This is a genomic window from Ferrovibrio sp., from assembly GCF_046297595.1.
Taxonomy (GTDB): domain Bacteria; phylum Pseudomonadota; class Alphaproteobacteria; order Ferrovibrionales; family Ferrovibrionaceae; genus Ferrovibrio.
This window is the reverse complement of the sequence record NZ_JBKBHT010000005.1, coordinates 244,963-270,123: the sequence shown is the minus strand read 5'-3', so window position 1 is coordinate 270,123 and position 25,161 is coordinate 244,963. Positions and strand designations below refer to the sequence as shown.

Below are 25,161 nucleotides of genomic sequence, written 5' to 3'. Positions count from 1 at the left end.
GCCGGTCTCAGCCAGAACCTTCGTGATCGCAGCCGTCAAAGACGTCTTGCCGTGGTCAACGTGACCAATCGTACCAATGTTGCAATGCGGTTTCGTACGCTCAAACTTTGCCTTGGCCATCTGCCTTCTCCGCTATTCGGATCTGTGTCTGTTTCGGTGCCTGGTGTCTTCGGATCAGCCGGCGAGCTTAGCCAGCACTTCGTCCGACACGTTCTGCGGCACCTGTGCGTAATGATCGAAAGTCATGGTGTACTGCGCGCGACCCTGGGTCATCGAGCGCAGGTTGTTCACGTAGCCGAACATGTTGGCCAGCGGCACCATGGCATTGATGACCTGCGCGTTGCCGCGCGGTTCGGTGCCGGTCAGCTGACCGCGGCGGGACGACAGGTCGCCCATCACGTCGCCGACGAAGTCTTCCGGCGTCACCACCTCAACCTTCATGATCGGCTCGAGCAGCTTGGCACCGGCCTTCGGCGCAACCTCGCGGAACGCCGCACGGGAAGCGATTTCGAAGGCGAGCGCCGAGGAGTCGACGTCGTGGTAGGCGCCGTCATACAGCGTGGCCTTGAAGTCGATGACCGGGAAGCCGGCCAGCACGCCCGAAGCGGCGACCTGGCGGATGCCCTTTTCGACGGCCGGCACGTATTCCTTCGGCACGTTGCCGCCGACCACGTCGTTCTCGAACTGCACGCCCGAACCCGGCTCCAGCGGCTCGAAGCGCAGCTTGACGCGGGCGAACTGGCCCGAACCGCCCGACTGCTTCTTGTGGGTGTAGTCGATTTCGGCGGTCTTGGTCAGGGCCTCACGATAGGCGACCTGCGGGGCGCCGACGTTTGCCTCGACCTTGAACTCGCGCTTCATGCGGTCGACGATGATTTCGAGATGGAGTTCGCCCATGCCCTTGATCACGGTCTGGCCGCTTTCCTGGTCGACCGACACGCGGAAGGAGGGATCCTCAGCGGCCAGGCGGTTCAGGGCGATTGCCATCTTCTCCTGGTCGTTCTTGGTCTTCGGCTCAACCGCGACCTCGATGACAGGCTCAGGGAATTCCATGCGCTCCAGCACGATCGGATGGTTCGGATCGCACAGGGTGTCGCCGGTGGTGGTGTTCTTCAGGCCGGCCAGCGCGACGATGTCGCCTGCGCGGGCCTCCTTGATTTCCTCGCGGCTGTTCGCATGCATCTGCAGCATGCGGCCGATACGCTCGCGGTTTTCCTTCACGGTGTTCAGGACGCCCGAACCGGCTTCCAGAACGCCCGAGTAGATGCGCACGAAGGTGAGCGAACCGACGAACGGGTCGTTCATAATCTTGAACGCCAGACCGGCGAAAGGCTCGTCGTCCGAGGTCTTGCGGACCATTTCATCATCGGAGCCGGACTTCATGCCCTTGACGGCGTCGACATCGACCGGCGACGGCAGATAATCGATCACGGCGTCGAGCAACGGCTGCACGCCCTTGTTCTTGAAAGCCGAGCCGCACAGCACCGGCACGAACTTGCCAGCAATGGTGCCCTTGCGGATGCAGGCCGTCAGGGTCTTCTCGTCCGGCTCATTGCCTTCGAGGTAGGCTTCGAGGGCGGCATCGTCCATCTCGAGAGCAGCCTCGATCATCTTCTGGCGCCATTCGGCGGCCTGGTCCTTCAGATCGGCCGGAATCTCGTCGTAGAAGAACTCGGCGCCCAGGCTCTCGTCCTTCCAGATGATGGCGCGATTGCGCACCAGATCGACGATGCCCTTGAAATCGGCTTCCGCACCGATCGGCAGAGTCAGCACCAGCGGCGTGGCGCCCAGGCGGTCCACGATCATGTCGACGCAACGGAAGAAGTTGGCGCCCATGCGGTCGAGCTTGTTGACGAAGCACATGCGCGGCACGCCGTACTTGTCAGCCTGACGCCACACCGTCTCCGACTGCGGCTCGACGCCGGCGACGCCGTCGAACAGGCAGACCGCGCCGTCCAGCACGCGCAGCGAACGCTCGACCTCGATGGTGAAGTCGACGTGGCCGGGAGTGTCGATGATGTTGATGCGATGGTCGTTCCAAAAGCAGGTGGTGGCAGCCGACGTGATCGTGATGCCGCGCTCCTGCTCCTGCTCCATCCAGTCCATGGTGGCAGCGCCGTCATGCACTTCGCCGATCTTATGCGAACGGCCGGTGTAATACAGGATGCGCTCGGTCGTGGTGGTCTTGCCGGCATCGATGTGGGCCATGATGCCGATATTGCGATAGCGCTCGTAGGGGGTCGTGCGAGGCATGACGATCTCCGGGTACTCTCTAAGCCGCTCTTACCAGCGGTAATGCGAGAAGGCCTTATTGGCCTCCGCCATACGATGGGTGTCTTCGCGCTTCTTCACCGAACCGCCACGGCCGTTGGCGGCATCCAGCAACTCGCCCGACAGACGGTCGATCATGGTGCTCTCGCCGCGCGAACGGGCAGCCGAGATCAGCCAGCGGATCGCCAGAGCCTGGCCGCGGTCGTGACGGACCTCGACCGGAACCTGGTAGGTGGCGCCGCCGACACGACGCGAACGCACTTCGATCTGCGGACGCACGTTGTTCAGGGCATCGTGGAACATCTTGACCGGGTCGTTGCCGGTCTTGCTCTTGATACGATCAAGAGCGCCATAGATGATGGCTTCGGCGGCCGACTTCTTGCCGTCGTACATCAGCATGTTCATGAACTTGGTCAGCACGAGATCGCCGAACTTCGGGTCCGGCAGGATTTCGCGCTTTTCAGCAGCGTGGCGACGCGACATCGGGTCTCTCCTGGATTACTTCGGACGCTTCGCGCCGTACTTCGAACGGCGCTGCTTGCGGTCCTTGACGCCCTGCGTGTCGAGCACGCCGCGGATGATGTGGTAGCGCACGCCGGGCAGATCCTTGACGCGGCCGCCGCGGATCATCACCACCGAGTGTTCCTGCAGGTTATGGCCTTCGCCAGGAATGTAGCTGGTGACCTCGAAGCCGTTGGTCAGGCGCACGCGGGCAACCTTACGAAGGGCCGAGTTCGGCTTCTTCGGCGTCGTGGTATAGACGCGCGTGCAGACGCCGCGGCGCTGCGGGCATTCCTGCAGGGCAGGAACCTTGTCACGGACCGGCTTCGGCGAGCGCGGCTTGCGGATCAGCTGGTTGATCGTCGGCATACGAGTGGAAACTCCGCCAAGTTTGGTTCAACACACAAAAACAACCCAAGGCGAACCACCGACGGCCCTCTGGGCCCGGCAATCCACCTTGAAACTTCGCTCCCGACCCATCCTTGTGATCCATCGATCACGGAGAGGGGTCATTATGTCTCTTGCGTAAGCCTAGCCTCGACGTGAGCGCTACGGAGACCCTGGCCGTTCATCGATCTGTGTCTAGGTTGAACCCCTACCACCAGGTCGAATCGCGGGGCGGACATTACTCATGGCCCCCTGCCCGGTCAAGCGCGATTTGAGCAATTGCGATGAAGTTTTTCAGGTCGCTCGGGAAGGCTCAAAAACACTGGGATTCGTGGCCATTCCTGGCCCAGGCGAGGTCGATCCCGCAGCCTCGGATACGGGTACAATCAGAGAACAACGCAGACTTCCTCGAAGCCAAGACGGGGGCCGCGGGGAAAAAGCCTGTTCGAATCGCCATAACCGAGGTTACATAGGAAGTTAGATTTCACATAAGTTTCTTGGAAAAATTCCGCATCCACCTTAGCATTGTCAAATCCCGACATCGGGCCGCAATCCAGTCCAACCGCCCGAGCCGCAAGGATGAAATATGCTCCTTGCAGGGTGCCGTTACGGAAAGCGGCCAGTTCGGCGCTTTTCGGATCGTCGGCAAACCAGCTCCGGGCTTCCGGGTTGTGGGGGAACAGGTCGGGGAGCCGGTCATAAAATTTCAGGTCGAAACCAATGATCGCAGTCACCGGTGCCGCCATGGTCTTTTCCAGGTTGCCTTCCGACAACGCCGGACGCAGGCGTTCCTTCGCTTGCCGGGACCGCACGAAGACAATGCGCGCCGGGCAGGAATTGGCGCTGGTCGGACCCATTTTCATCAACTCATATATCTGATGCAGCTGTTCGTCGCTGACCGGCCTGTCCAGCCAGCCGTCATGGGTGCGCGCGTGACGGAACAGGGTATCGAGAGCGCCGGCATCCAGCATGGTAAATCCTCAGAACGGCAATGTTGGTTGCTTCACCGCTAACACGCCTCTTGCCGGCTGAAAACCTTGGTTACGCCGCCGTAATATGGCGGGCTGGAAATTTATTCATCCAAGGTCGGATATTTTGCGACGGACGGAACTCTTTCCTCCGGCGCACCGCCCACCCTATAATCGTTTGCACAACAACCAGATACGCAGTCACCCAACCCTGGGGGTAAACGAATGACCGCCGGCAGCAAGCCCGTCACGCTCAACGATCCCAATACCGGTAAGACGATCACCCTGCCCATGATGGACGGCTCGGTCGGCCCGTCGGTGATAGACATCCGCAAGCTCTATGCCGAGTCCGGCCATTTCACCTACGATCCGGGCTTTACCTCGACCGCCAGCACCGAAAGCAAGATCACCTATATCGACGGCGATGAGGGCGTGCTGCTGTATCGCGGTTACGACATCGCCGACCTGGCCGAGAAGTCGACCTTCCTGGAAACCTGTTATCTGCTGCTGAACGGCGAACTGCCGAACGCCACGCAGCGTACGGATTTCGAGAAGTCGATCACCATGCACACCATGCTGCATGAGCAGATCCACTTCCTGTTCCGCGGCTTCCGCCGCGATGCCCATCCGATGGCCGTGATGTGCGGCGTCGTCGGCGCCCTGTCGGCCTTCTATCATGACCAGACCGACTACGACGATCCGCGCCAGCGCATGATCGCGCAGCATCGCCTGATCGCGAAGATGCCGACGATTGCAGCCATGGCCTACAAGTATTCGGTTGGCCAGCCGTTCATGTATCCGCGCAACGATCTTGGTTATGCGGAAAACTTCCTGCACATGACCTTCGGCGTACCGGCCGAGCCCTATAAGGTCAGCCCGGTGCTGGCCAAGGCCATGGACCGCATCTTCATCCTGCATGCGGATCACGAGCAGAACGCCTCGACCTCGACCGTGCGCTTGGCTGGTTCGTCGGGCGCCAATCCATTCGCCTGCATCGCCGCTGGCATCGCCTGCCTCTGGGGCCCGGCCCATGGCGGCGCCAACGAAGCCGTTCTGAAGATGCTGGAAGAGATCGGTTCGATCGACAAGGTCGGCGAGGCGGTCAAGAAGGCGAAGGACAAGAATTCGGGCTTCCGCCTGATGGGTTTCGGCCACCGCGTCTACAAGAACTACGACCCCCGCGCCAAGGTCATGCGCCAGACCTGCTACGAGGTGCTGGACGAGTTGGGGGTGAAGGACGAGCCCCTGCTCAAGATGGCCATGGAACTCGAGCGGATCGCCCTGGAAGACGATTATTTCGTCTCAAAGAAGCTATATCCGAATGTCGACTTCTACTCGGGCATCATTTTGCGGGCGATGGGCTTCCCTACCGCCATGTTCACCGCCCTGTTCGCCCTGGCGCGCACGGTCGGCTGGATCGCCCAGTGGAACGAGATGATCGAGGACCCAGCCCAGAAGATCGGCCGGCCCCGCCAGCTTTATACCGGTTCCCCCAAGCGCGCGTTTATTCCACTCGACAAGCGTAAATAATGCGCGTTTTATAAGGGCTGTTGGCGGCACCGATGGGAGGCGGGCCGATGGGCAAGCGAGCGGAACAGCATGGCGGTGAACCGCCGACGGGCAACCGGACAACCGGCTATGGTTGGCTGCGTCCCGGCTATCTCACCATGCCGGCACCATCCAACGACAACCGGATGCCGCCAGGTTCCCTGCTGCGCAAGCCGCAATTCTGGGTCTGGGTCGGCCTGATGGCTCTCGGCCTGACCTGGATCGCCACCCGCTTCTGAATGCCGCCAGTAGCAAAACGCAAAAAGGCCCGGCAATTGCCGGGCCTTTCGCTTTTTCGGGCCAGCGGGACTTATTTCTTCTCGATCAACTCGACTTTGTAACCGTCCGGGTCTTCGACGAAAGCGATCACGCTGCCGCCGTGTTTCATCGGACCTGGCAGACGCGGAATCTTCACGCCCGAAGACTGCAGTGTCTCGCACAGGCCGTAGATATCGGGAACGCCGATGGCAATATGGCCGTAGCCGCTGCCAATGGTATAGGGCTCTTTCTGCCCCCAGTTATGCGTCAGCTCGATCACCGCCTGATCCTTTTCGTCACCATACCCGACGAAGGCCAGAGTGAATTCACCGCCCGGGTAGTCCTGCCGGCGCAGCAATTTCATGCCCATCTTATTGACATAGAAATCCAGCGACTTCTCCAGATCCAGCACCCGCAGCATGGTATGCAGCATGCGGAATGGCGTGGCCTGGGCTGGGGTTGCCGGCTTGTCGGCGGTTGCGGTTTGGCTCATGATATCCTCCGGGGCATGTGAAACGGCAAAATAGTTGTCGGCGAACGGAAGTCGAGGTCAGACCGGCGGCAACAGGCGTCGCGCGGCAACCGCCAGCACGGCACGGGCTGCGCGATGGCTGGGAGACAGCGCCTCGTCCGCGCCTAGCTGACTGGCCACGGCGGCACAGGCCTCGATCTGCCGCTGTCGCGTGACAGGATCGCTCAGCAACGCCTTCAGAGCCGGTGCGATCAGTTCGGCGCGGCAATCCTGTTGCAGGAACTCGGGCATCACGAGTTTCTTCTGCAGGATATTGATCAGCCCGGCATACGGGATGCGGATCAGGCGCCGCACGATCGCCGCTGTCAGCGGATTCACCTTATAGGCCAGTACAGTCGGCGTCCCTGCTAGGCCCAGTTCCAGCGTCACCGTACCCGAAGCTGCCAGCGCGGCCTCTGCGGCAAGCATGGCAGCGTAACGCTCGTCAGCCTGATCCAGCACGATGGCAGGATAAGGCAGACTGAGCGCGGCCTCCCGCACCATTGGGGCGACGGTTCCCACCGTCGGCAGGAGCACCTGCAATTGCAGCCCACCGGCCTTCAGCCGAGACAGCACATCCCGGAAAATCGGCAGCAACCGCGTCACCTCACCTCGCCGACTGCCGGGCATCACTGCCAGCAGGCGGGCATCGGCCGCCAGCTTATGGCGGCGACGGAAGTCCCGGCCCTGAGCGACGGCGGCGGCTTCGCGCTCACGTGCAGCACGGAGAGTCTCGACGGCGGGATGGCCAACAAAGGTTGTCGGCAAGCCGACCACCTCGAAATACGGCGGCTCGAAAGGCAGCACGGCCAGCAGATGATCGTACAGTCGCGCGAGACGCCGGGCTCGCCCCGGACGCCAGGCCCAGACGGTGGGCGCGACGTAATGAACCAAAGGAAAGCTGCGCACCGCCAGTTTCTGCGCAAGACGGCGAGTAAAACCTGGGCTGTCGATTGTCACCACGATGTCGGGCGGATCGTTCAACAGGAATTCCGCAGTCTGCTGTATGCGCCGCAGCAGCGCCCTCGCGCGCGGTAGAACTTCGACCAGGCCCATCACGGCCAGTTCTGCAATAGGGAAGAGGCTTTGCAGCCCTTCCTCACCCATCTGCTCGCCGCCAATCCCGGTGAACGCCACGTTGCCGCCGGTTTCCTCGCGCAGCGCCCGCATGAGCCCGGCCCCCAACACGTCACCGGATGGCTCGCCGGCAATCAACGCGATGCGCAATGGCCTCGCCTCACCCGCCATGGCGCAGTCCGATCAAAAACAGCCCCAGACGGTCGGCGGCCGCAGCCGTGGCCGCCGCGTCCACCATCAAGGCCGCACCGGCCTCAACCGCAATACCCGACAAACCGGCTGCGGCGGCGTTCTCGACGGTGGTGACGCCGATTGTGGGCAGATCGACCCGGCGATCTTGCTGCGGCTTCACGCATTTGGCTAGAACGCCCCCGCGCGCCTCCGGTCGCGATGCCATGCGCAGCAATAATGCATCCGTGCCGGCATCGTCTTCTAGCCCAACGACGATCCCCTGCGCCGCCACGGCAGCCTGCCCCCGATCGGCGATGCCCAAATCCCGCGCGGCGGCCATGGCTGCCCTGATATCGGTTTCCTGTTGCTCGGTTGGCTGCCGCGTCGAGTATGCTTGCTCACGTACCAGCAGATCACGCATCAGCGCGTCGACCCCAACGATCCCAAAGCCTTCGCCTTCGAAGGTTTCCGTCACCACACGCAATAGAGCGTCATCACCGATCAGGGTGGCCTTGATCAGCTTCGGCAACAGCATGGCGCCGCGCCAGTCGGGTTTCAGGTTTGAGAAATCGGGCTTGGATACATGGCCGCAGAGGCATACCTGCTGCACACCCGCAGACTTAAGTGCTTTCAACAACCGGCCGACCTGCGGCAGGTCGAACCAGTCATGTTCGGCACCAGCCACGCTGGCAGGCTCACAGAATCCGTTCAGGGCCGCAATGAAAAGCGGGCGGCCTTCCGCCCTGCAGGCATCGCGGATCAGCGTGGGAATCTGCCCGCCGCCGGCGATGAGACCGAGCTTAAGCGGGCTTGGTGCCATCCGGCAACGGCTGGCAGACGCCCCGTGCGGAAGCATTGCGGATGAAATCGACGACATCCTGCACAAGGCCTACATTGGGGAAAAGCTGGGCGACGTCTTCCATACGCTCGGCCAGCGTGCCTTCGTCCGCGAACAGCATCCGGTAAGCGGAACGCAGCTTGTGAATCTCGTCACGATCAAAGCCGCGGCGCTTGAGGCCCACCAGATTCAGGCCGGAGAGATGCGCCCGGTTACCGGTCACCATCCCGAAGGGGATGACATCCTGCTCCACACCGGACATGCCGCCGATCATGGCATGCTTGCCGATGCGGCAGAACTGGTGCACGGCGGCCAGACCGCCAACGAAGGCATAGTCGCCAACTTCGATATGGCCGGCCAAGGTGGCGTTGTTGGCCATGATCACATGGTCGCCAAGGATGCAGTCATGCGCCACATGGGCGCCGGCCATGAACAGGCAATTATCGCCCACCTTGGTCAGCATGCCCCCGCCTTCAGTGCCGGGGTTCATGGTCACGCCTTCGCGGATCATGTTGTTCCTGCCGATCACGAGACGCGAAGGTTCCCCTTTGTATTTCAGATCCTGCGGCTGATGCCCTACCGAGGCAAAGGGAAATATCTTCGTACCGCTGCCGACACTGGTAAACCCAGCCACAGCCGCGTGACTGACCAATTCCACCCCGTCGCCAAGTTCCACGCCGGCGCCAACCTGGCAGAACGGTCCGATCCGTACATCCGCGCCAATCTTGGCGCCGTCTTCGATGACAGACGAGGGGTGTATCTGGGCCATGCGCTTATTTCTTGTCGAGGATCATAGCCGAGAAGATCGCCTCGGCCGCCAGCTTACCATCCACCATGGCCTTGCCCTCGAATTTCCAGACCGGCCCGCGCTGCTTGAGCGCGCTGACATGGATATGCATCTGATCGCCCGGCGTTACTGGCTTACGGAAACGGGCTTCGTCGATGGTCATGAAATAGACCAACTTGCCCTCGGACTCCTTCCCCAGCGTGTAGACCACCAGCACGGCTGCCGTCTGAGCCATGCTTTCGACGATCATCACGCCGGGCATCACCGGCTGGCTGGGGAAATGACCGGTGAATTGCGGTTCATTGATTGTGACATTCTTGATGCCGACCGCGCCCTTGCCTGCATGCATGTCCACCACACGGTCTATCAGCAGCATGGGGTAGCGATGCGGGATCATCTCCATGATCCGCAGGATGTCGATGGTTCCGACGCTGGCTCCCGTCTGGCTCTCACTCATTTTGCCCACCCTTCTTCTGCGCCAGGCGCCGTAGAGTAGCGACCTGCCGGAAATATTCCTTCACCTTCGTTGCCGGGATACCGAAATAGCTGTCCCCGGCCGGGATATCGGTCATGACGCCCGATTTCGCCCCGATCCTGGCGCCAGTGCCGATCTTGAGATGACCGGCAATGCCACTCTGTGCCGCCAGCACCACGAAATCGCCAAGCTGGGTCGAACCCGCAATACCGGCCTGGGCCACAATAATACAGCCACGCCCGAGGGTGACGTTGTGCCCGATCTGGACCAGATTATCAATCCAACAGCCCGGCCCGATCACGGTATCCGGACCGGCTCCTCGGTCAATCGTACTGTTGGCACCGATCTCGCAGTCATCGCCGATCAGCACCCTGCCCAGCTGTGGCACCTTCACATGCCCGGTCGGATCCGGCGCAAAGCCAAACCCGTCCTGGCCAATCCGCACACCGGGATGCAGGGTAACGCGGTCGCCGATCAGGCAGTGGGTCAGGGTAACGTTTGCACCCACGCGGCATTCGGCACCGATAACCACATTGCGATGGAGCACGCTGCCTGGACCGATCATGCTGCCCGATCCGATCTCGACACCAGCCTCGATCACTGCGCCCGCAGCGACCGTTATGTCCGGTCCCAGTTTGGCCGTGGGATCAATAATGGCTGAGACATGAATACCGGCAGCCGGGCGCGACGCCGGATAAAATGCCTGCGCCGCTCGCGCATAACTCAGATACGGCTTGGCCGAAAACAATAGAGCCACGCCGGCCGGCGCGAGTCCGGCATGCTTTTCATGCAAAATGCAGGCTCCTGCATGGGTAGCGGCGAAGCTTTCGGCGTATTTGGGATTGTCGAGAAATGCCAACTGATCCGGACCGGCCTGATCCAGGGGAGCGACATCGCTGACCAGATAACCGGCCTGCCCGGTATCCGCCAGTCTGGCACCGCATCGCTGGGCAAGGTCGCCCAGCGCGAAAGGCCCCGCTCGCTCAAAGAAGCGCGGATCAGCCATGCTTATTTCCCGGCAGGCAAGGCCACCTTCACCGACGGCAGGCGCTGATCCAGGCGCTTGAGCACTTCGACGGTGATGTCGATATTGTCCCCGACAAAAATCTGCACCTGGGCACGATCCAGCACGATGTTGAATCCGCGTTCCTGAGCCAGTGCCTTCAATATCTCGATGACTTGCAGTGTTACCTGCTCACGGACACTGTTCAGCATCTTTTCCAGCGATTGCGAACGCTCCTGGATGCGCTTCTGCAGATCGATCACCTTACCCTGAAAAGCTTGACGGCGCTGTTCGAAAGCTTCGGGCGCAAGCACTGAGCGCTGGCGGGCGATTTCCTGCTCTTCTGCGCGCAGCTTCTCCTCTTCCTTGGCTATCTCGGACTGGAAATTGAAGCGATACTGCTCAAGCTGCTGCCTTGCGTTTTTGAGTGCCGCAGCCTCACGGTTGATCTTCTGGCCATCGATGATGGCAATCACGGATGCAGGCGTCTTGGCCTGCGCCATGGCCAGTCCGGGCATCACCACACAGAGCAATGCCGCTACGGCGATCAAGAACTTGGAGATTGGATTCATAACTCGCAAACCTTGTTAGAAGCGGGAGCCGAAATTAATCCGGACCAGCTCTCTCCGGTCGTAATCTTCCTTGACGAGAGGAACACCGAAATCGACACGGATAAGACCAAGCGGCGACTTCCATTGCACGCCGACGCCGGATGAAACGCGCAGGCTGTTCTCATCGACAACCTCCGGACCAGAATCGCTGGTTTCCCACAGCGAGCCTGCCTCTGTGAAAACACGCCCCTTGATGCCAAACTCATTCGGCAAACCGATCGGGAAGGTCAGATCAGCTTCAGCCTTGTAATAGCGTTCACCACCCAGGGCGTCATTCGTGGTGATGTCACGAGGGCCGATGCCGCCGGTACGGAAACCGCGGAACGTATCGCCACCGATGAAGAAGCGGTTCGGCAACCGGACATCATCCTGAAGGGCCGTGATGATGCCCGCCTCGGCACCCACGCTGAGCACCACCTCGTCGGTTACCGAGAAATATTTCATCCCGTTAACGACATTCTTGAAATAATATTCGGTCCCCCCCAGACCAGCACCCTCCTGCGATAAACGAAGGACATAGCCGGTGGTGGGATCGATGCGATCGTCGCGGCGATCATATGTCAGGATATGGCCGATAGACGATGTGACATATGTGCCCTTCTGGGCCCGAACGAAGCGCGATGCAGTGCTGTCGACATCGGTGATTTCATCCTGCCGGATGCGATAGTAAACCTGCTGAGACAGGTTTTCCGTGATCGGGTAGGAAATACGCGGAGAAGCCGAGGTGGTGGTCTGATCCAGGCTGCTGCGCCGTGAATAGTCGGTGCGGCGGCGCTGGATATCGATGCCGGCGGCCAGTTCGCGATCGAGAAAATACGGCTCGGTGAAACCGACATCAATCTGCTGCCGCCGCGTAGACAGACTGAAGCCCAGCCTAAGGTCCTGGCCTCGGCCGAGCAGATTCCTCTCGCGAATGCTAATGTCACCAAGCACGCTTTCCGTTGTCGAGTAACCGACACCGAACGACAATTCGCCGGTGGATTTCTCTTGAACCTCGGCGGTCAGCACCACCTTGTCGGGCGCACTGCCCTTGCTTTCAGTGATCTCAACCTTCTCGAAGAAATTCAGGCCGCGCAGACGGGTACGGGTCCGCCGCAGCTTGGCCGAATTGAACGCGTCGCCTTCGGCCAGACGGAATTCGCGACGGACCACCTTGTCGAGAGTCCGTACGTTACCGACGATATCGATACGCTCGACAAAAACCCGCGGGCTCTCGCCGATTCGGTAGGTGACATCGATGATCCGTTTTTCGCGGTCCTTCCTGATATCGGGCCGCACATCAGCGAAGGCATAGCCAAACCGACCAAGCTCGGTGGTCATATCCTGCACGGTCTTTTCGACCTGGTCGGCGTTGTAAATGTCGCCTTTCTTGGTGGCGACGAACTCCTTGAGTTGAGCGCCATCGACACCCTTCATCTCGCTGACGACATCCATCTCGCCGAAGCGGTAGCGTTCGCCCTCATCCACCGTGAATGTGATGATGAATTTCTCGCGATCCGGCATCAGTTCGGCCACAGCATTGATCACCGAGAAATCGGCATAGCCCTTACTCAGATAGAACTTTCGTAGTTTCTCGCGATCGAAGGTCAGACGATCGGGATCGTAACTGTCATCCGACGACAAAAACCGATACCACGCACTTTCCTTGGTCTGGATTTCCTCGCGCAGCCGAGAGTCGTTGTAATGCCGGTTTCCGATAAAACGAATGCGGCTGACCCCGGTGAGCGGGCCCTCACTGATCTCGAACACCAGATCGACGCGGTTCTGGGGCAGTTGCACGACCTTCGGCTCTACCGTGGCGGCAAAGCGGCCGGTGCGGCGGTATATCTGCTGGATGCGCTGGGTATCGGCCTGCACCTTGGCCCGTGTATAGACTTGGCGGGTCTTGAGCTGCAGCTCCGAGCGGAGTTGGTCGGCCTGAACCCTGCGATTGCCTTCAAACAGGATGCGGTTGATCACCGGATTCTCGGTTACCCGCACGATCAGGCTGCTGCCCTGGAGGCGCAGATTGACATCGGCGAATAGGCCGGTTGCGAACAGGGCCTTCAGCGACTTGTCGGCCTCGGCACTAGAATAGGTCGCCCCGGGCTGGAGGGTCAGGTAATTCTGGATCGTGGAAATCTCGATCCGCTGATTACCTTCGACCACGATGTCGCGTATCTGCGGTCCGCTCTGGGCATGCGCAGTATCCGCGCAAAGCACCCCGGCAAACAGCATCAACAGGCCAACCACAGGCATCAATGCCACGCGGTGCAGCCTGCGCAGCGTTTCGCATCGGATCATATCCGCCACAATCCCCTTCCCCAATCGAGCCCCCTCACTTAGCCGGATTCACGAGAAAAGCCCAGTGAGGAAATTGAAAATTGGCAAGCGGTTCAAGTCGTTCCACGTCGCAAATAGGAACAGGGACATGACCAGGGCAAAACCGATGCGGAAACCGTATTCCTGAGCCCGTTCGCCCAACGGGCGCCCCCGCACAGCCTCGACGGCATAGAACATAAGATGGCCGCCATCGAGCATCGGCACCGGGAACAGGTTGATCAGCCCGATGGCAACCGACAGGGTGGCCATCAGGGAGACTAGGCCGAGCCAGCCATTCTTGGCCACATCCCCCGACATTTTGGCAATGCCGAGTGGGCCGCTGAGTTGGTCGCCGGATTCGCGCCCCTGGATGATGCGGCCAAGATAAGTGAAGGTATTGGCGACCACCTGCCAGGTCTCGCGCACAGCCTGCACAATCGCTGTGGCTGGATCGTGGCGCACGAAATCGATGCCGGTGGTACGAATGCCGATCTGGCCGACCCGCTGCGTGCCGCCCATGCCATCGGCCACATCCACCCGCGACGGCACCACCGTCAGGGCGATCTCGCCACCATCGCGCAGAACAGTGAGCGCAATCGGTGTCTCGGCGCGCAGAGCCACGTATGAACGCAATTCCTCAAACCGCTGAATGCCGGTGCCGTCTGCGCTCTGGATGCGATCGCCGGCGCGCAGTCCGGCGGCCTCGGCAGCACTGCCCTGCACCACATCGCCCACCACCGGCGGCGTGAAGGGTTGCCCGATCAAGCTGAACAACGCGGCATAGATGAAGATGGCAAAAATGAAATTCGCCACCGGGCCGGCCGCAACGATGGCCATGCGGTTCCGCAGACGCTGGTGATGGAACGAAACCTTGCGTTCCGCGGCCGTCATCGTCGCCACCGCGCCGTTGTCGGCACTGGATGTCGCATCGGCGTCGCCAAAAAATTTGACATAGCCTCCAAGCGGGATCGCGCTGATCTTCCAGCGTGTGTCGTGCTTGTCATTCCAGCCGAACAATTCCGGACCGAAACCGATGGAGAAAACTTCCACCCGCACGCCACAACGGCGCGCGACCCAGTAATGACCCAGCTCATGGATGAATACGATGATAGTCAGAACGACGACGAACGGAACGACGTATCCGGCAAGACTGGCGATGAAATCCATGGCTCCTCGATCACCGGCGGCTAAGGCCGGTTCCGTCCTCTCGTTTGCACCCGCACGACCCGGCCGTCATCGGCTGGATCTATCAGGCGGGCGGCATATTGCCGAGCCGCCTGATCGGCTTGGCGCACTGCATCCAGATCGCCTAGATCTCCACCCGGAAGCCGGGTCAGGGCCTGCTCGACGATCCGGGTGATGTCGAGAAAACCGATCCGACCATTCAGAAAGGCGTCAACCGCGACCTCATTGGCTGCATTAAGAATTGTAGGAGCCGCGCCCCCACTTTGCAAGGCCTGCCGGGCCAGGTTCAGGGCAGGAAATCTAGCAGAATCAGGTACTTCGAAGGTCAGTTTGGCAATGCTGGCCAAATCCAGCCGTCCGGCGGGCGTGGCCATGCGGGCGGGCCAGGCCAATGCGACGGCGATGGGCGTGCGCATGTCCGGGGTTCCCAATTGGGCCAGGACGGACCCGTCGACGTACGATACCAAGCTGTGGATCACCGATTGCGGATGGATCAGCACCTCAATACGCGGTTCCGGCACGGGAAAGAGGAAACTGGCCTCGATCAGTTCCAGCCCCTTGTTCATCAGGGTGGCAGAATCGACCGATATCTTGGCTCCCATGCTCCAGACAGGGTGAGCGATGGCCTGGGCCGGCGTTACTTCGCGCATCTCGCCTAAGCTTAAAGTGCGGAAAGGCCCTCCCGAAGCCGTCAGGATCACACGGTCGATGCTTTCAGGTGCATCGAAATCAAAAACCTGGAAAATCGCGTTATGCTCTGAATCGACCGGCAGGATGGTCGCTCCATGCAGCGCCGCCTCACGCATAACCAGCGCGCCGGCGCAAACCAGGCTTTCCTTGTTGGCCAGCGCGACAATTGCACCACGGCGCACGGCGGCCAGCGTCGGCTCCAACCCAGCTGCGCCGACAATGGCGGCCATGACCCATTCAGCAGGCCGCGACGCGGCCTCGACGATTGCGCGGCTGCCGCCAGCCGTTTCGACCCCGCTGCCGGCCAGACGCTGCCGTAGTTCGGGCAACAGAGTTTCATCGCCGATCACTGCGAGCCGCGCCTTCAGCAGCATCGCCTGTTCGACCAGCAAGACGACATTGCTTTGTGCCGTCAACGCCTCGACCGGGAAACGTTCCGGCTCACGGCTCAACAGATCCACGGTGGAACGTCCCACCGAACCGGTGGAACCGAGAATGGTGACGCGACGCGGCGTGGCGGCGGAAGGAATTACGACCATATCGCGTACCCCCACAGCAGATCGCACAATGCCACGAAAGGCGCCGCGAACAGCAGCCCATCAAGTCGATCAAGTACTCCGCCATGGCCGGGGATTATCTGACTGGCATCCTTCACACCAAAGTTGCGCTTGATGCCGGACTCCGTGAAGTCACCAGCTTGCGACACAACAGCGACCAGGCTCGCGAAGCCTGCCAATGCGAATGCGGGCAACACCGGATTGATGGCCGCAACCAGACCGCCAACAAGCGAGGCACAGACCATTCCGCCCAGCAATCCGGCCCAGGTTTTGTTCGGACTGATGCTCGGGATCAGTTTCGGACCGCCAATGGTACGTCCTGCGAAATAAGCGCCGGTATCGGTAGCCCAGACCACGCAGAACAGCCAGAAAACGATATGACGGCCATGCCCTGGCTGATCGCGCAACCAGATCAGCGCCAGACAGGGCAAGACGATATACAGAATCCCAACAGCGGCCCAAAGCAGCGGATTGCTCGACCAGCCCTTCTCGGCTCCAAGCCGGGGCAGCCGTTGCCATTCCCACAACATCAACAAGCCGGCGAGCGCGACCAGCACAATGAAAGCGATATCGCCGAACCATGCCGCGGCGACCGCAAGCGGCAGCAGCACGGCCGCTGAAATGGCACGTTTGATCAGGCCGCTGCCGCCTAGTGCCGGTCTGGCAGCTGATGGATCGTTCTCACTCACCGCTTGCGCCATAACGCCGTTCGCGCCGCTGGAACTCGCCAACGGCAGCCGCGAGATCCTCAGCGGCAAAATCCGGCCAAAGCTTGTCGACAAACACAAGCTCGCTGTAGGCGGTCTGCCACAACAGGAAGTTCGACAACCGCTGTTCGCCACTGGTCCGTATCACCAGATCAGGGTCAGGAATGCCCACTGTCTGCAGGTTGCCAGCCAGCGTATCGGCCGTGATCTGTTCGGGGGCAAGCTTGCCGGCCGCGACCTGCTCGGCGATCTGACGGCAAGCCGCCACGATCTCATCCTGCCCGCCATAGCTAAGCGCGATTACCAGAGTCAGCGTCCGGTTATCGCGGGTCTGCGATTCGGCATCCTCGATCAAGGAAACAATGTCTGGCGCCAGACGCGTGCGATCGCCAATCACACGGATACGCACGCCATTCCGGCGCAGATCATCAAGTTCGCGGCGGATATAGAGGCGCAGCAAATCCATCAGCCCGCTGACTTCGCTCTGCGGCCGCTTCCAGTTTTCCGATGAGAAAGCATACAGCGTGAGGTATTCGATGCCCAGCTTGCGACAGTTTCGCACCACCTCGCGCACCGCATCCACGCCCTGGCGATGGCCAAGGTTGCGCGGCAGACCACGCGCCTTCGCCCATCGTCCATTGCCATCCATAATGATGGCGACGTGACGTGGCGGCGCGGGGGCCAGAGCCTGGGATGCGACGGGTTGCGACATGATCAGACCTGAAGGATCTCCTTGGTCTTCTGCGCCAGCATCTCGTCAATCTTCTTGGTAGAATCGTCGGTCAGCTTCTGAATCTCGTCCTGATACATCTTGACGTCGTCCTCGCCGAGGTCGCCGTCCTTCTCCGATTTCTTGAGATGATCCATCCCGTCACGGCGCACGCCGCGCACTGCCACCTTGGCCTGCTCGGCATACTGACCGGCGACCTTGGTGAGTTCCTTGCGGCGCTGCTCGTTCAACTCAGGGATGGGGATGCGGATCAACGTGCCATCGGCCTGAGGATTCAGGCCCAGGCCACTGGCGGCAATCGCCTTTTCCACCGCCTTGACGTTGCTCTTGTCCCAGACCTGAACGCTGATCATCCGCGGTTCGGGCACGCTCACCGTGCCGATCTGGTTGATCGGCATCATGCTGCCATAGACCTCGACACGAACCGGATCGAGCATGCTGATGCTGGCGCGGCCGGTACGCAGGCCGGCATATTCGTGCTTCAGCACATCGATCGCCTTGTTCATACGCCGTTCAATATCGTCGATATCCGGTTCGGCCACGAGCCTTCTCCCGTTCTTCTTATTAAATCAATGGCTTGTGCAGGTAATCTGCCTTACTGGTCCTGGATGACCGTACACCGTCCGGTGCCGGCCAGCACTTTGGCGAAGCCTCCTGCCTCGTGCAAGGAAAACACCAGAATCGGGATGCGGTTTTCCCGCGCCAGGCTGACGGCAGAGGCATCCATCACCTTCAGGTCGCGCTGCAGCACGTCCATATAGGTCAGTGTGTCGTAACGGGTGGCGGCCTTGTTCTTCTTGGGGTCGTCGCTGTAGACGCCGTCCACCTGGGTACCCTTCAGCAGGGCATCGCAGCCCATTTCCGCCGCGCGCAGGGCAGCTGCCGTATCGGTGGTGAAGAACGGGTTGCCGGTACCGGCAGCAAAGATCACCACCCGGCCCTTTTCCAGGTGGCGAATGGCGCGCCGGCGGATATAGGGTTCGCAGACCGTATCCATCCGGATGGCCGACATGACCCGGGTCGGCACCCCATGGGACTCAAGCGCATGCTGCACGGCCAGGGCGTTAATCACCGTCGCCAGCATGCCCATATAGTCGGCCGAGGCGCGCTGCATCCCCTGGGTGGCGCCAGCCACGCCGCGGAAGATATTGCCCCCGCCAATCACCAGGCAGACCTCGCCGCCCAGCTCATGCACCGCCTTGATCTCCGCCGTGATGCGGTCGACCGTTTCGAAATCGATGCCATAGGGCGTCGGACCCATCAGGGCTTCGCCTGAGCATTTCAGCAAAACACGACGGTATTTCATGGTCATGGGAGAAGGTTCCCTGAGGATGCCTCGACGCGGCGGCGCCAAGGGATGACGGAAAAGCGCGGCGATTCTGTGGCGGACTTATAGCATGGCAGGCGATATCAGACGACCGGGCCGGATGACCCGCTCCCACAATGGCCACCCTGCCCCGGCGCTGACATGGAAAGGGGGGCTTTCGCCCCCCTGCCCGGTCCAGTCTGGTGTCCGGCGATCAGCCGGCCATCTTGGCGACTTCAGCCGCGAAATCGTCGGTCTTTTTCTCAATACCTTCGCCCAGCTGGAAGCGGACGAAACCAGTCACCTCGATCGGGGCACCGGCATCCTTGGCAGCCTTCTCGACGGCCTTGCCCACCTGGGTCTCGCCGTCGATCACGAAGGTCTGCTCGAGCAGCACGACTTCCTGGTAGAATTTACGGATACGGCCCTCGACCATCTTGGCGATGATGTCGGCCGGCTTGCCCGAACCGGCAGCCTGCTCGGTCAGCACGGTGCGCTCGCGCTCGACCAGGCTCTGATCCAGGTCCTTGGTGCTCAGCGACTGCGGATTGGCCGCTGCGATATGCATCGCCAGCTGCTTGCCGATCTGCTCCAGCACCTCGCGCTTGCCGGTCGACTTCAGGCCGACCAGAACGCCCAGCTTGCCCAGACCATCGGCCAGGGCGCTGTGCACATAGGCAACGACCACGCCGCCATCGACGCTCAGGGTCTTGGCACGACGCAGGGTCATGTTCTCGCCGATGGTGGCGATCGCCTGGGTCACTTCGTCCTTCACATTGCGGCCGGTGCCCGGGAAGGCCGCAGCCTCCAGCGTGGCGACATCATCGCCCGCGGTCAGCGCAACGGTCGCGATGCCGCTGGCCAGAGCCTGGAATTGCGGATTGCGGGCGACGAAGTCAGTTTCCGCATTTACCTCGACGATGGCACCCTTGTTGTCCTTGATGGCAACGGCGACGAGGCCTTCGGCGGCAACACGGCCGGCCTTCTTGGCCGCGGCCGAAAGGCCCTTCTTGCGCAGCCAGTCGATGGCGGCGTCCAGATCGCCATTCGTCTCGGCCAGCGCCTTCTTGCAATCCATCATGCCCGCGCCGGTCTTCTCGCGCAGATCCTTCACCAGGGCCGCAGTAATCTCAGCCATGTTGTCCTCTCAGGTTAAAGCGTTGGGCCGCGTTGTAACGGCCATGTCATGGAAATGGTTGCGGCGCCCCGTCGAGTCCGACAGAGGCGCCGCGACCGAACGCATCAGGCTTTAGGCCTGGGCCGCAGCTTCGCCGGCGCCCGCTTCCGGGATCGCCTCGACCGGCATGTCTTCAGCCGCGCCGAGATCGGCGCCGCTGGCCGACAGCTGCTCTTCGATGCCGCCCAGGACAGCCAGCGAGAACAGGTCGCAATACAGGTTGATGGCGCGCAGCGCGTCGTCGTTACCCGGCACCGGATAGGTGATGCCCTGCGGATCCGAATTCGAATCCAGGATGGCAACCACCGGGATATTCAGCGTGCGGGCCTCGGCGATGGCAATGTCTTCCTTCACCGTGTCGATCACGATCATGATGTCCGGCAGGCCGCCCATGTCCTTGATGCCGCCGAGCGCGCGGTCGAGCTTCTCGCGCTCGCGGGTCAGGTTGAGCACTTCCTTCTTGGTCAGGCCGGCAGTGTTCTGCTCGCCCGACAGCAGCTCTTCCAGTTCCTTCAGGCGCTTGATCGACTGGGAAATGGTCTTCCAGTTGGTCAGCATGCCGCCGAGCCAGCGATGGTTCACGTAATACTGGCCGCACTTCTTGGCAGCCTCGGCAACCGCCTCGGAAGCCTGGCGCTTGGTGCCGACGAACAGCACGCGGCCGCCGCCGGCGACAGTATCGCGCACGGCCTGCAGGGCGCGGTGCAGCAGCGGAACGCTCTGCTGCAGGTCGATGATGTGAATGTTGTTGCGCTCTCCGAAGAGATACGACTTCATTTTCGGATTCCACCGATGGGTCTGGTGGCCGAAATGGACGCCAGCTTCGATCAGCTGACGCATAGTAAAGGTCGGCAGGGTCATCCTCTGTCCTTTTCCGGTTGGGCCTCCGCAGACGTCGTCTCTGCCCCTGTCGGAGCTCGGACACCGGAACGCGGCAATGGGGATGTCTCCCCCAAGGCTGCGCAAGCCTGCGTGTGGGTTTAAGCGCCGCGCTTTTACCCGGTTCGCCGCCCTGGCGCAAGCGGCATGTCCGGTTCGCCTGTCGGCGCAAGGTCCGCCCAGCCCCCGAATTCGTTAACCATATGATTTTTCAGTGTTCTGCCAACAGGATACTGGCGCCGGGCGCGGCGGCATGGTGATATGCCGGCCATGTCTGACTCGGCGATCCAGCAAAAAGACCTCGACCCGTTGCTGGTCAGCCATGAGCGTTTTGCCCGCGGCATGCGAGGCGGCATCCGCCTGAATCTGCAATTCCGCGATGCATCGGGCCTGAATTTCGCCAACCGTGACTTGCGCGAGGTGAACATGGTCGGAGGTGTCTTCCGCGCCGCCGTCTTCAAGTTCGCCAAGCTGACCCGGGCCAATTTTTATGGCGCCGTGATGGAGAACGCCGACCTTTCCTCGGCCGATCTCACCCGCTCCGACCTGCGGGGCGCCATCCTGCGCGGGGCCATCCTGGAATTCGCTGATCTTTCCGGCGCCGACCTGCGTGACGGCCGCCTGCTGAAACCCGACGAGGATGGCAATCTCGTACCGATTGCCGTCGGCGGTGCGGTCACCGAGAAGGCGCAGATGACCCATTCCAAACTGGTGGGCGCCAAACTTGGCCGCATCATGAGTCAGCAGGCCGACCTTACCCATGCCAACCTGGCCAACGCACGGCTGGTGGATGCCGACCTGTCGAATTCCGATCTGCGCGGTGCGATCTTCGTCGGTGCCGACCTGACGAATACCAACATGAGCGGCTGCACGCTTTCCGGCGCTGTTCTGGCCGGCGCGATGCTGAACGGCACGCGCTTTGACGGCGCTGATTTGGCCGGCGCGTTTTTCCGCACCAGCGAAATGCGCGATGCACGCATGGGCGGCGCCTTGCTGCCCAAGATGGTGGCCGACCTGGACAAGCCGTTGCAGATCATCCTGCGCGAGCATCTGGCCTGGGCGGATTCCCTTGGCGCCAAGGGGCGCCGCGCCGATTTCAGCCGCATTGACATGTCGGGTGTCAAACTCGCCCAGATCGACCTCTCTGCCGCGCTTTTTATCCAGTCGACCCTGGTGGAAGCCGATTTCGGCGGCGCCAGCCTCACCATGTGCGACTTCACCGACGCCATGCTGCTGAATGCGCAATTCGCCGGAGCCGATCTGCGCGGCGTGAAATTCTCGGGCGCCAACCTCATCGGCAGCAATTTCCGTGGCGCCAAGCTGAGTCCGATGCCGATCTCGTCCATGCATGGCAAACGTTGGCATGCCAACCTGGAGAATGCCAATCTGAGCCAGGCAAATCTAAGCGCCTGCGATCTGGAAGGCGCAAATCTGATACGCAGCATCCTGATGCATGCCGACCTGCGCGACGCCAACCTGAGAGGGGCGAATTTCCGCGGCGCCGACCTGACCGGGGCCGACCTGCGTGACGCCGAAGTGAGTGGTGCCGATTTCACCGGCGCCACGGGCGTCAATCTGTCATGAGAATTGCCGTGACCACCGCCTCCTGTGCTAGGCTGGCTGCCGAAAACTGGATGAAACGGCCCGTATGAACAATCCCGTCAAGGTCATAGCACAGTACGAAATCGACGAATTGTTCGAGAACCATGCCAATTATGTGCGCGGCGTACGTGGCGGCAAACGCATGGTGCTGCATTTCCGCGATGCCTCGCGCATCGATTTCAGCGGCAAGGAACTGACCTCGGCTGATTTTGTCGGCAGTAAGATGAATTACGCCGATTTCAGCCATGCCGTTCTGGTCGGCTCATCCTTTTTCGCCGCAGACCTGCAAGGCGCCGATTTTCGCCGCGCCGACCTCACCAAGGCCGACCTGCGCGGCGTGAATCTGCGCAATGCCAATCTGGAAAGCGCAAATCTCACCAATGCCGATATTCGTGACGGCGTTCTGCTGCGCCCCGACGAGGATGGCAACCTGATCGCGGTGCTTAAACGGGCCACGTCGATCGACAACGCCAAGATGGCCGGCGCCAACCTGACATCGGCCAAACTCGGGAAAGTGGTTGGTCGCAATACCGACCTGAGCAACTGCAATTTCTCCAACGCCAAACTGAACGGCGCCGACCTCACGGGTTCCAACCTCGCCGGCTGCCTGTTCACAGGCGCCGACCTCACCGGCTCGAACCTATCGCATTGCGTGCTGCATGGCTCCGTGCTGGCCGGCGCGGTGCTGAATGAAACTAATTTCGATGGCGCCGACCTGACGGCCGCCTACTTCCGCCCTGTCGACCTGCGCGATGCCGATGTCACCAAGGCGATCCTGCCGCGCAGCCTCGATAGCCTCGACCGTTCGCTGCAGTTCATCGTGCGCGAACACCTGACCTGGATCGAAACCCTGGGCAAGCAGGGTATGCGGGTCGATTTCAGCCGTTACGACCTGTCCGACCTGAAACTCACCCAGATCAACTTCTCCGCCGGCGATTTCTCTTACGCCATCCTGCGCAATACCGATTTCTCCGGCTCACGTTTCGTGCTGTCGGATCTGCGCGGCGCCATGATGCTGAATGCCAATTTCGCCACCTGCAACCTGCAGGGCGCGAAATTCGACCGCGCCATCATGACCAATGCCGACTTCCGCGGTGCCAAGATGTCGCCGGTAAGCATTTCCGGCGCCAAGCACCGGCGCCAGGCGGCCAGCCTGCAGGAATGCAATCTGACGCAGACGAAATTCCAGGGCGCCGACCTGGAAGGCGCGATCTTCAACCGTTCGATCCTGACCTTGGCCGACCTGCGCAGCGCCAATCTGCGCGGCTGCTCGTTCCTGGATGCCGATCTTACCAATGCCGACCTGCGCGGCGCCGATCTGGAAGGTGCCGACCTGCGCGGCGCCATCGGATTCAAGCTGCCGGGCTAGACGGCTTCTTCCGCCATCGCCTCGGGCAGTTCGCTCAGGTGCGGCATGGGCGATAGCAGGATGATCGCCAGCTGCACGCCGTAACCGGCCACTGCCAGCCAGATCGCGGCTGTCAGCCCGTACTGACCGCCAACCCAGCCACCGACCAGTGCACCGACAGGCCGCATGCCAAGCGTCGCCACCTGCTGGATCGCGCTAACCCGGCCGATCAGCCGCGCCGGAACGATGGCCTGCCGCAGGCTGGTCTGGCCGATGGTCCACAGCATCGGCCCGAATCCGAACAGGAAGAAGCCCGCGCAGAGCATGGCGAAGGCCGGCATGTCCTGCAGGGCCGTCGTGCTGCCGACGCACAATGCGGCGACCACCGACATCGCCGGCCCGAGCAGGATCATCGTGCCGAGCCGCAGCCGGGCATGGATGAATGGAACACAGAGCGCGGCCAGCAGCATGCCCAGGCCCTGTGCGCCCAGGGCAAAGCCGATCTGCGCCGGGCTCAGTCCCAGATCGTTGGCGGCAAACAGAACCAGCACGGCCATCAGCACGAACCAGCTGAAATTCCACGCCATGGCGCAGCCGGCGATCGCCCGTAGCAGGGCATGCCGCCAGACCAGCGCGAAACCTTCGGCCAGTACCTGCCGCAGCGGCAGACGGGACTGCGCCTGTGGTATGTCGCGTCGCATCATCGGCGCGGACAGCAGCCAGGCTGCCAGTGCGGAGGTGACGCCCGAAATCGCCAGCGCCGCCATCGGCGAGGTCCAGCCCGCCACGATACCGGCCAGGCCCGGGCCAAGAAACACGGCGGCAGCCCGGGCGAATTCCAGCCGCGCATTGGCATGCGCCAGCCCTTCGCGGCCGACCAGCGCCGGCAGGTAGGCCTGGGCGGCGACATTGAACAGCACGGTGGCCGCCGAGAGCGCGAAGCCCACAACCGCCAGCCCCGCGAGACCCAGCCAGCCAGAAAGGGCCAGTAGCGGCAGCCAGAGCAGCAGGATGGCGCGCACCGCTTCCGAACCGGCCATCAGCCAATGCCGGGGGAACCGGTCCGCCCATATCCCTGCCACCAGCGAGAGGAGCAGATATGGCAGGGTCTGGAAAGCGGTGAGCCCGCCCATCTGTTCAGGCGTGGCCCCCAGCGCCAGCGCGGCCATCAGGGGGATGGCGGCGAGCGCAAGCTGCTCGGCACCATTGGCGGCAAGATTGGCAAACCACAGGCGGCGGAAGGCGGGATCGGCGGGCATGATCATCATGCCCG

Annotated in this window: 26 protein-coding genes; 4 read left to right on the top strand and 22 right to left on the bottom strand. The window is 61.7% G+C overall.

The window, feature by feature from the left end; translation table 11 throughout:
- The 5 genes from ACK4FJ_RS15275 to ACK4FJ_RS15255 all read right to left on the bottom strand — a co-directional run.
- Positions 1-120 (bottom strand): GTP-binding protein (locus tag ACK4FJ_RS15275; protein ID WP_409744194.1); only part of this gene is annotated, 120 nt, incomplete at its 3' end.
- 54 nt (positions 121-174) lie between these two features.
- Positions 175-2,253 carry an elongation factor G gene (gene fusA / locus ACK4FJ_RS15270; RefSeq protein WP_409767570.1) on the bottom strand — a complete coding sequence of 693 codons (2,079 nt, stop codon included), beginning with the start codon at positions 2,251-2,253 and terminating at the stop codon, positions 175-177.
- Between the two features lie 30 nt (positions 2,254-2,283).
- Positions 2,284-2,754 carry a 30S ribosomal protein S7 gene (rpsG, locus tag ACK4FJ_RS15265; protein WP_409767569.1) on the bottom strand — a complete coding sequence of 157 codons (471 nt, stop codon included), beginning with the start codon at positions 2,752-2,754 and terminating at the stop codon, positions 2,284-2,286.
- Positions 2,755-2,769: 15 nt separating this feature from the next.
- Entirely contained in the window at positions 2,770-3,141 is a 372-nt protein-coding gene (rpsL, locus tag ACK4FJ_RS15260; protein ID WP_341896894.1) for a 30S ribosomal protein S12, read from the bottom strand.
- 404 nt (positions 3,142-3,545) lie between these two features.
- Positions 3,546-4,130, bottom strand: a complete 585-nt coding sequence (locus ACK4FJ_RS15255) for a malonic semialdehyde reductase (RefSeq protein WP_409767568.1) — start codon at positions 4,128-4,130, stop codon at positions 3,546-3,548.
- Positions 4,131-4,352: 222 nt separating this feature from the next.
- Between ACK4FJ_RS15255 and gltA the strand changes: the two genes are divergently transcribed.
- Both gltA and ACK4FJ_RS15245 read left to right on the top strand, forming a co-directional pair.
- Positions 4,353-5,657, top strand: a complete 1,305-nt coding sequence (gene gltA / locus ACK4FJ_RS15250; RefSeq protein WP_409767567.1) for a citrate synthase — start codon at positions 4,353-4,355, stop codon at positions 5,655-5,657.
- 47 nt (positions 5,658-5,704) lie between these two features.
- The gene (locus ACK4FJ_RS15245; RefSeq protein WP_409767565.1) at positions 5,705-5,914 is read left to right on the top strand and encodes a hypothetical protein; all 210 of its coding nucleotides are present in this window, start codon (positions 5,705-5,707) and stop codon (positions 5,912-5,914) included.
- A 71-nt stretch (positions 5,915-5,985) separates the two neighbouring features.
- On the opposite strand, the gene gloA is transcribed toward ACK4FJ_RS15245, so the two are convergent.
- The 16 genes from gloA to rpsB all read right to left on the bottom strand — a co-directional run bounded on the left by gloA (position 5,986) and on the right by rpsB (position 20,920).
- On the bottom strand, positions 5,986-6,426 hold the full coding sequence (gene gloA / locus ACK4FJ_RS15240) for a lactoylglutathione lyase (protein WP_409767564.1): 441 nt from the start codon (positions 6,424-6,426) through the stop codon (positions 5,986-5,988).
- 57 nt (positions 6,427-6,483) lie between these two features.
- The gene (gene lpxB, locus ACK4FJ_RS15235; protein ID WP_409767563.1) at positions 6,484-7,692 is read right to left on the bottom strand and encodes a lipid-A-disaccharide synthase; all 1,209 of its coding nucleotides are present in this window, start codon (positions 7,690-7,692) and stop codon (positions 6,484-6,486) included.
- Positions 7,682-8,512, bottom strand: a complete 831-nt coding sequence (locus ACK4FJ_RS15230; RefSeq protein ID WP_409767562.1) for an LpxI family protein — start codon at positions 8,510-8,512, stop codon at positions 7,682-7,684. The genes lpxB and ACK4FJ_RS15230 overlap by 11 nt, the downstream gene beginning before the upstream one ends.
- Positions 8,493-9,299, bottom strand: a complete 807-nt coding sequence (lpxA, locus tag ACK4FJ_RS15225) for an acyl-ACP--UDP-N-acetylglucosamine O-acyltransferase (protein ID WP_409767561.1) — start codon at positions 9,297-9,299, stop codon at positions 8,493-8,495. The genes ACK4FJ_RS15230 and lpxA overlap by 20 nt, the downstream gene beginning before the upstream one ends.
- 4 nt (positions 9,300-9,303) lie before the next feature.
- Entirely contained in the window at positions 9,304-9,774 is a 471-nt protein-coding gene (gene fabZ / locus ACK4FJ_RS15220; RefSeq protein ID WP_409767560.1) for a 3-hydroxyacyl-ACP dehydratase FabZ, read from the bottom strand.
- Positions 9,767-10,798 carry a UDP-3-O-(3-hydroxymyristoyl)glucosamine N-acyltransferase gene (lpxD, locus tag ACK4FJ_RS15215; RefSeq protein WP_409767559.1) on the bottom strand — a complete coding sequence of 344 codons (1,032 nt, stop codon included), beginning with the start codon at positions 10,796-10,798 and terminating at the stop codon, positions 9,767-9,769. The genes fabZ and lpxD overlap by 8 nt, the downstream gene beginning before the upstream one ends.
- Positions 10,799-10,800: 2 nt before the next feature.
- A complete protein-coding gene (locus ACK4FJ_RS15210; protein WP_409767558.1) occupies positions 10,801-11,367 on the bottom strand; it encodes an OmpH family outer membrane protein in 567 nt (188 codons plus the stop codon).
- A gap of 15 nt (positions 11,368-11,382) precedes the next feature.
- Positions 11,383-13,689 (bottom strand): outer membrane protein assembly factor BamA, encoded by a 2,307-nt coding sequence (bamA, locus tag ACK4FJ_RS15205; RefSeq protein ID WP_409767580.1) that lies wholly within the window; start codon positions 13,687-13,689, stop codon positions 11,383-11,385.
- A gap of 48 nt (positions 13,690-13,737) precedes the next feature.
- A complete protein-coding gene (gene rseP, locus ACK4FJ_RS15200) occupies positions 13,738-14,874 on the bottom strand; it encodes an RIP metalloprotease RseP (RefSeq protein WP_409767557.1) in 1,137 nt (378 codons plus the stop codon).
- A gap of 20 nt (positions 14,875-14,894) precedes the next feature.
- Positions 14,895-16,121 (bottom strand): 1-deoxy-D-xylulose-5-phosphate reductoisomerase, encoded by a 1,227-nt coding sequence (locus ACK4FJ_RS15195; protein WP_409767556.1) that lies wholly within the window; start codon positions 16,119-16,121, stop codon positions 14,895-14,897.
- Positions 16,112-16,840, bottom strand: coding sequence for a phosphatidate cytidylyltransferase (locus ACK4FJ_RS15190; RefSeq protein ID WP_409767555.1), 729 nt, complete (start codon positions 16,838-16,840; stop codon positions 16,112-16,114). The genes ACK4FJ_RS15195 and ACK4FJ_RS15190 overlap by 10 nt, the downstream gene beginning before the upstream one ends.
- Complete coding sequence (locus tag ACK4FJ_RS15185; RefSeq protein ID WP_409767554.1) at positions 16,821-17,558, bottom strand: isoprenyl transferase; 738 nt, start codon at positions 17,556-17,558, stop codon at positions 16,821-16,823. The genes ACK4FJ_RS15190 and ACK4FJ_RS15185 overlap by 20 nt, the downstream gene beginning before the upstream one ends.
- 2 nt (positions 17,559-17,560) lie before the next feature.
- Entirely contained in the window at positions 17,561-18,082 is a 522-nt protein-coding gene (gene frr / locus ACK4FJ_RS15180) for a ribosome recycling factor (protein ID WP_409767579.1), read from the bottom strand.
- 89 nt (positions 18,083-18,171) lie between these two features.
- The gene (pyrH, locus tag ACK4FJ_RS15175) at positions 18,172-18,882 is read right to left on the bottom strand and encodes a UMP kinase (protein WP_409767578.1); all 711 of its coding nucleotides are present in this window, start codon (positions 18,880-18,882) and stop codon (positions 18,172-18,174) included.
- 214 nt (positions 18,883-19,096) lie between these two features.
- Entirely contained in the window at positions 19,097-20,020 is a 924-nt protein-coding gene (gene tsf / locus ACK4FJ_RS15170) for a translation elongation factor Ts (protein WP_409767553.1), read from the bottom strand.
- 111 nt (positions 20,021-20,131) lie between these two features.
- Positions 20,132-20,920 (bottom strand): 30S ribosomal protein S2, encoded by a 789-nt coding sequence (gene rpsB, locus ACK4FJ_RS15165; protein ID WP_409767552.1) that lies wholly within the window; start codon positions 20,918-20,920, stop codon positions 20,132-20,134.
- Positions 20,921-21,208: 288 nt separating this feature from the next.
- Between rpsB and ACK4FJ_RS15160 the strand changes: the two genes are divergently transcribed.
- Positions 21,209-22,522: a pentapeptide repeat-containing protein gene (locus ACK4FJ_RS15160; protein ID WP_409767551.1), complete on the top strand. Its 1,314-nt coding sequence runs from the start codon at positions 21,209-21,211 to the stop codon at positions 22,520-22,522.
- 64 nt (positions 22,523-22,586) lie between these two features.
- The gene (locus tag ACK4FJ_RS15155; RefSeq protein WP_409767550.1) at positions 22,587-23,909 is read left to right on the top strand and encodes a pentapeptide repeat-containing protein; all 1,323 of its coding nucleotides are present in this window, start codon (positions 22,587-22,589) and stop codon (positions 23,907-23,909) included.
- Here ACK4FJ_RS15155 and ACK4FJ_RS15150 read toward each other — a convergent pair.
- Complete coding sequence (locus tag ACK4FJ_RS15150) at positions 23,906-25,156, bottom strand: MFS transporter (protein WP_409767549.1); 1,251 nt, start codon at positions 25,154-25,156, stop codon at positions 23,906-23,908. The genes ACK4FJ_RS15155 and ACK4FJ_RS15150 overlap by 4 nt on opposite strands.
- Between the last annotated feature and the right edge of the window lie 5 nt (positions 25,157-25,161).

Excerpts from the sequence above, each read along its gene's own strand:
- fusA (WP_409767570.1), bottom strand. The coding sequence starts at position 2,253 with ATGCCTCGCACGACCCCCTACGAGCGCTATCGCAATATCGGCATCATG.
- rpsG (WP_409767569.1), bottom strand. The coding sequence starts at position 2,754 with ATGTCGCGTCGCCACGCTGCTGAAAAGCGCGAAATCCTGCCGGACCCG.
- rpsL (WP_341896894.1), bottom strand. The coding sequence starts at position 3,141 with ATGCCGACGATCAACCAGCTGATCCGCAAGCCGCGCTCGCCGAAGCCG.
- ACK4FJ_RS15255 (WP_409767568.1), bottom strand. The coding sequence starts at position 4,130 with ATGCTGGATGCCGGCGCTCTCGATACCCTGTTCCGTCACGCGCGCACC.
- gltA (WP_409767567.1), top strand. The coding sequence starts at position 4,353 with ATGACCGCCGGCAGCAAGCCCGTCACGCTCAACGATCCCAATACCGGT.
- ACK4FJ_RS15245 (WP_409767565.1), top strand. The coding sequence starts at position 5,705 with ATGGGCAAGCGAGCGGAACAGCATGGCGGTGAACCGCCGACGGGCAAC.
- gloA (WP_409767564.1), bottom strand. The coding sequence starts at position 6,426 with ATGAGCCAAACCGCAACCGCCGACAAGCCGGCAACCCCAGCCCAGGCC.
- lpxB (WP_409767563.1), bottom strand. The coding sequence starts at position 7,692 with ATGGCGGGTGAGGCGAGGCCATTGCGCATCGCGTTGATTGCCGGCGAG.
- ACK4FJ_RS15230 (WP_409767562.1), bottom strand. The coding sequence starts at position 8,512 with ATGGCACCAAGCCCGCTTAAGCTCGGTCTCATCGCCGGCGGCGGGCAG.
- lpxA (WP_409767561.1), bottom strand. The coding sequence starts at position 9,299 with ATGGCCCAGATACACCCCTCGTCTGTCATCGAAGACGGCGCCAAGATT.
- fabZ (WP_409767560.1), bottom strand. The coding sequence starts at position 9,774 with ATGAGTGAGAGCCAGACGGGAGCCAGCGTCGGAACCATCGACATCCTG.
- lpxD (WP_409767559.1), bottom strand. The coding sequence starts at position 10,798 with ATGGCTGATCCGCGCTTCTTTGAGCGAGCGGGGCCTTTCGCGCTGGGC.
- ACK4FJ_RS15210 (WP_409767558.1), bottom strand. The coding sequence starts at position 11,367 with ATGAATCCAATCTCCAAGTTCTTGATCGCCGTAGCGGCATTGCTCTGT.
- bamA (WP_409767580.1), bottom strand. The coding sequence starts at position 13,689 with ATGATCCGATGCGAAACGCTGCGCAGGCTGCACCGCGTGGCATTGATG.
- rseP (WP_409767557.1), bottom strand. The coding sequence starts at position 14,874 with ATGGATTTCATCGCCAGTCTTGCCGGATACGTCGTTCCGTTCGTCGTC.
- ACK4FJ_RS15195 (WP_409767556.1), bottom strand. The coding sequence starts at position 16,121 with ATGGTCGTAATTCCTTCCGCCGCCACGCCGCGTCGCGTCACCATTCTC.
- ACK4FJ_RS15190 (WP_409767555.1), bottom strand. The coding sequence starts at position 16,840 with ATGGCGCAAGCGGTGAGTGAGAACGATCCATCAGCTGCCAGACCGGCA.
- ACK4FJ_RS15185 (WP_409767554.1), bottom strand. The coding sequence starts at position 17,558 with ATGTCGCAACCCGTCGCATCCCAGGCTCTGGCCCCCGCGCCGCCACGT.
- frr (WP_409767579.1), bottom strand. The coding sequence starts at position 18,082 with ATGAACAAGGCGATCGATGTGCTGAAGCACGAATATGCCGGCCTGCGT.
- pyrH (WP_409767578.1), bottom strand. The coding sequence starts at position 18,882 with ATGAAATACCGTCGTGTTTTGCTGAAATGCTCAGGCGAAGCCCTGATG.
- tsf (WP_409767553.1), bottom strand. The coding sequence starts at position 20,020 with ATGGCTGAGATTACTGCGGCCCTGGTGAAGGATCTGCGCGAGAAGACC.
- rpsB (WP_409767552.1), bottom strand. The coding sequence starts at position 20,920 with ATGACCCTGCCGACCTTTACTATGCGTCAGCTGATCGAAGCTGGCGTC.
- ACK4FJ_RS15160 (WP_409767551.1), top strand. The coding sequence starts at position 21,209 with ATGTCTGACTCGGCGATCCAGCAAAAAGACCTCGACCCGTTGCTGGTC.
- ACK4FJ_RS15155 (WP_409767550.1), top strand. The coding sequence starts at position 22,587 with ATGAACAATCCCGTCAAGGTCATAGCACAGTACGAAATCGACGAATTG.
- ACK4FJ_RS15150 (WP_409767549.1), bottom strand. The coding sequence starts at position 25,156 with ATGATGATCATGCCCGCCGATCCCGCCTTCCGCCGCCTGTGGTTTGCC.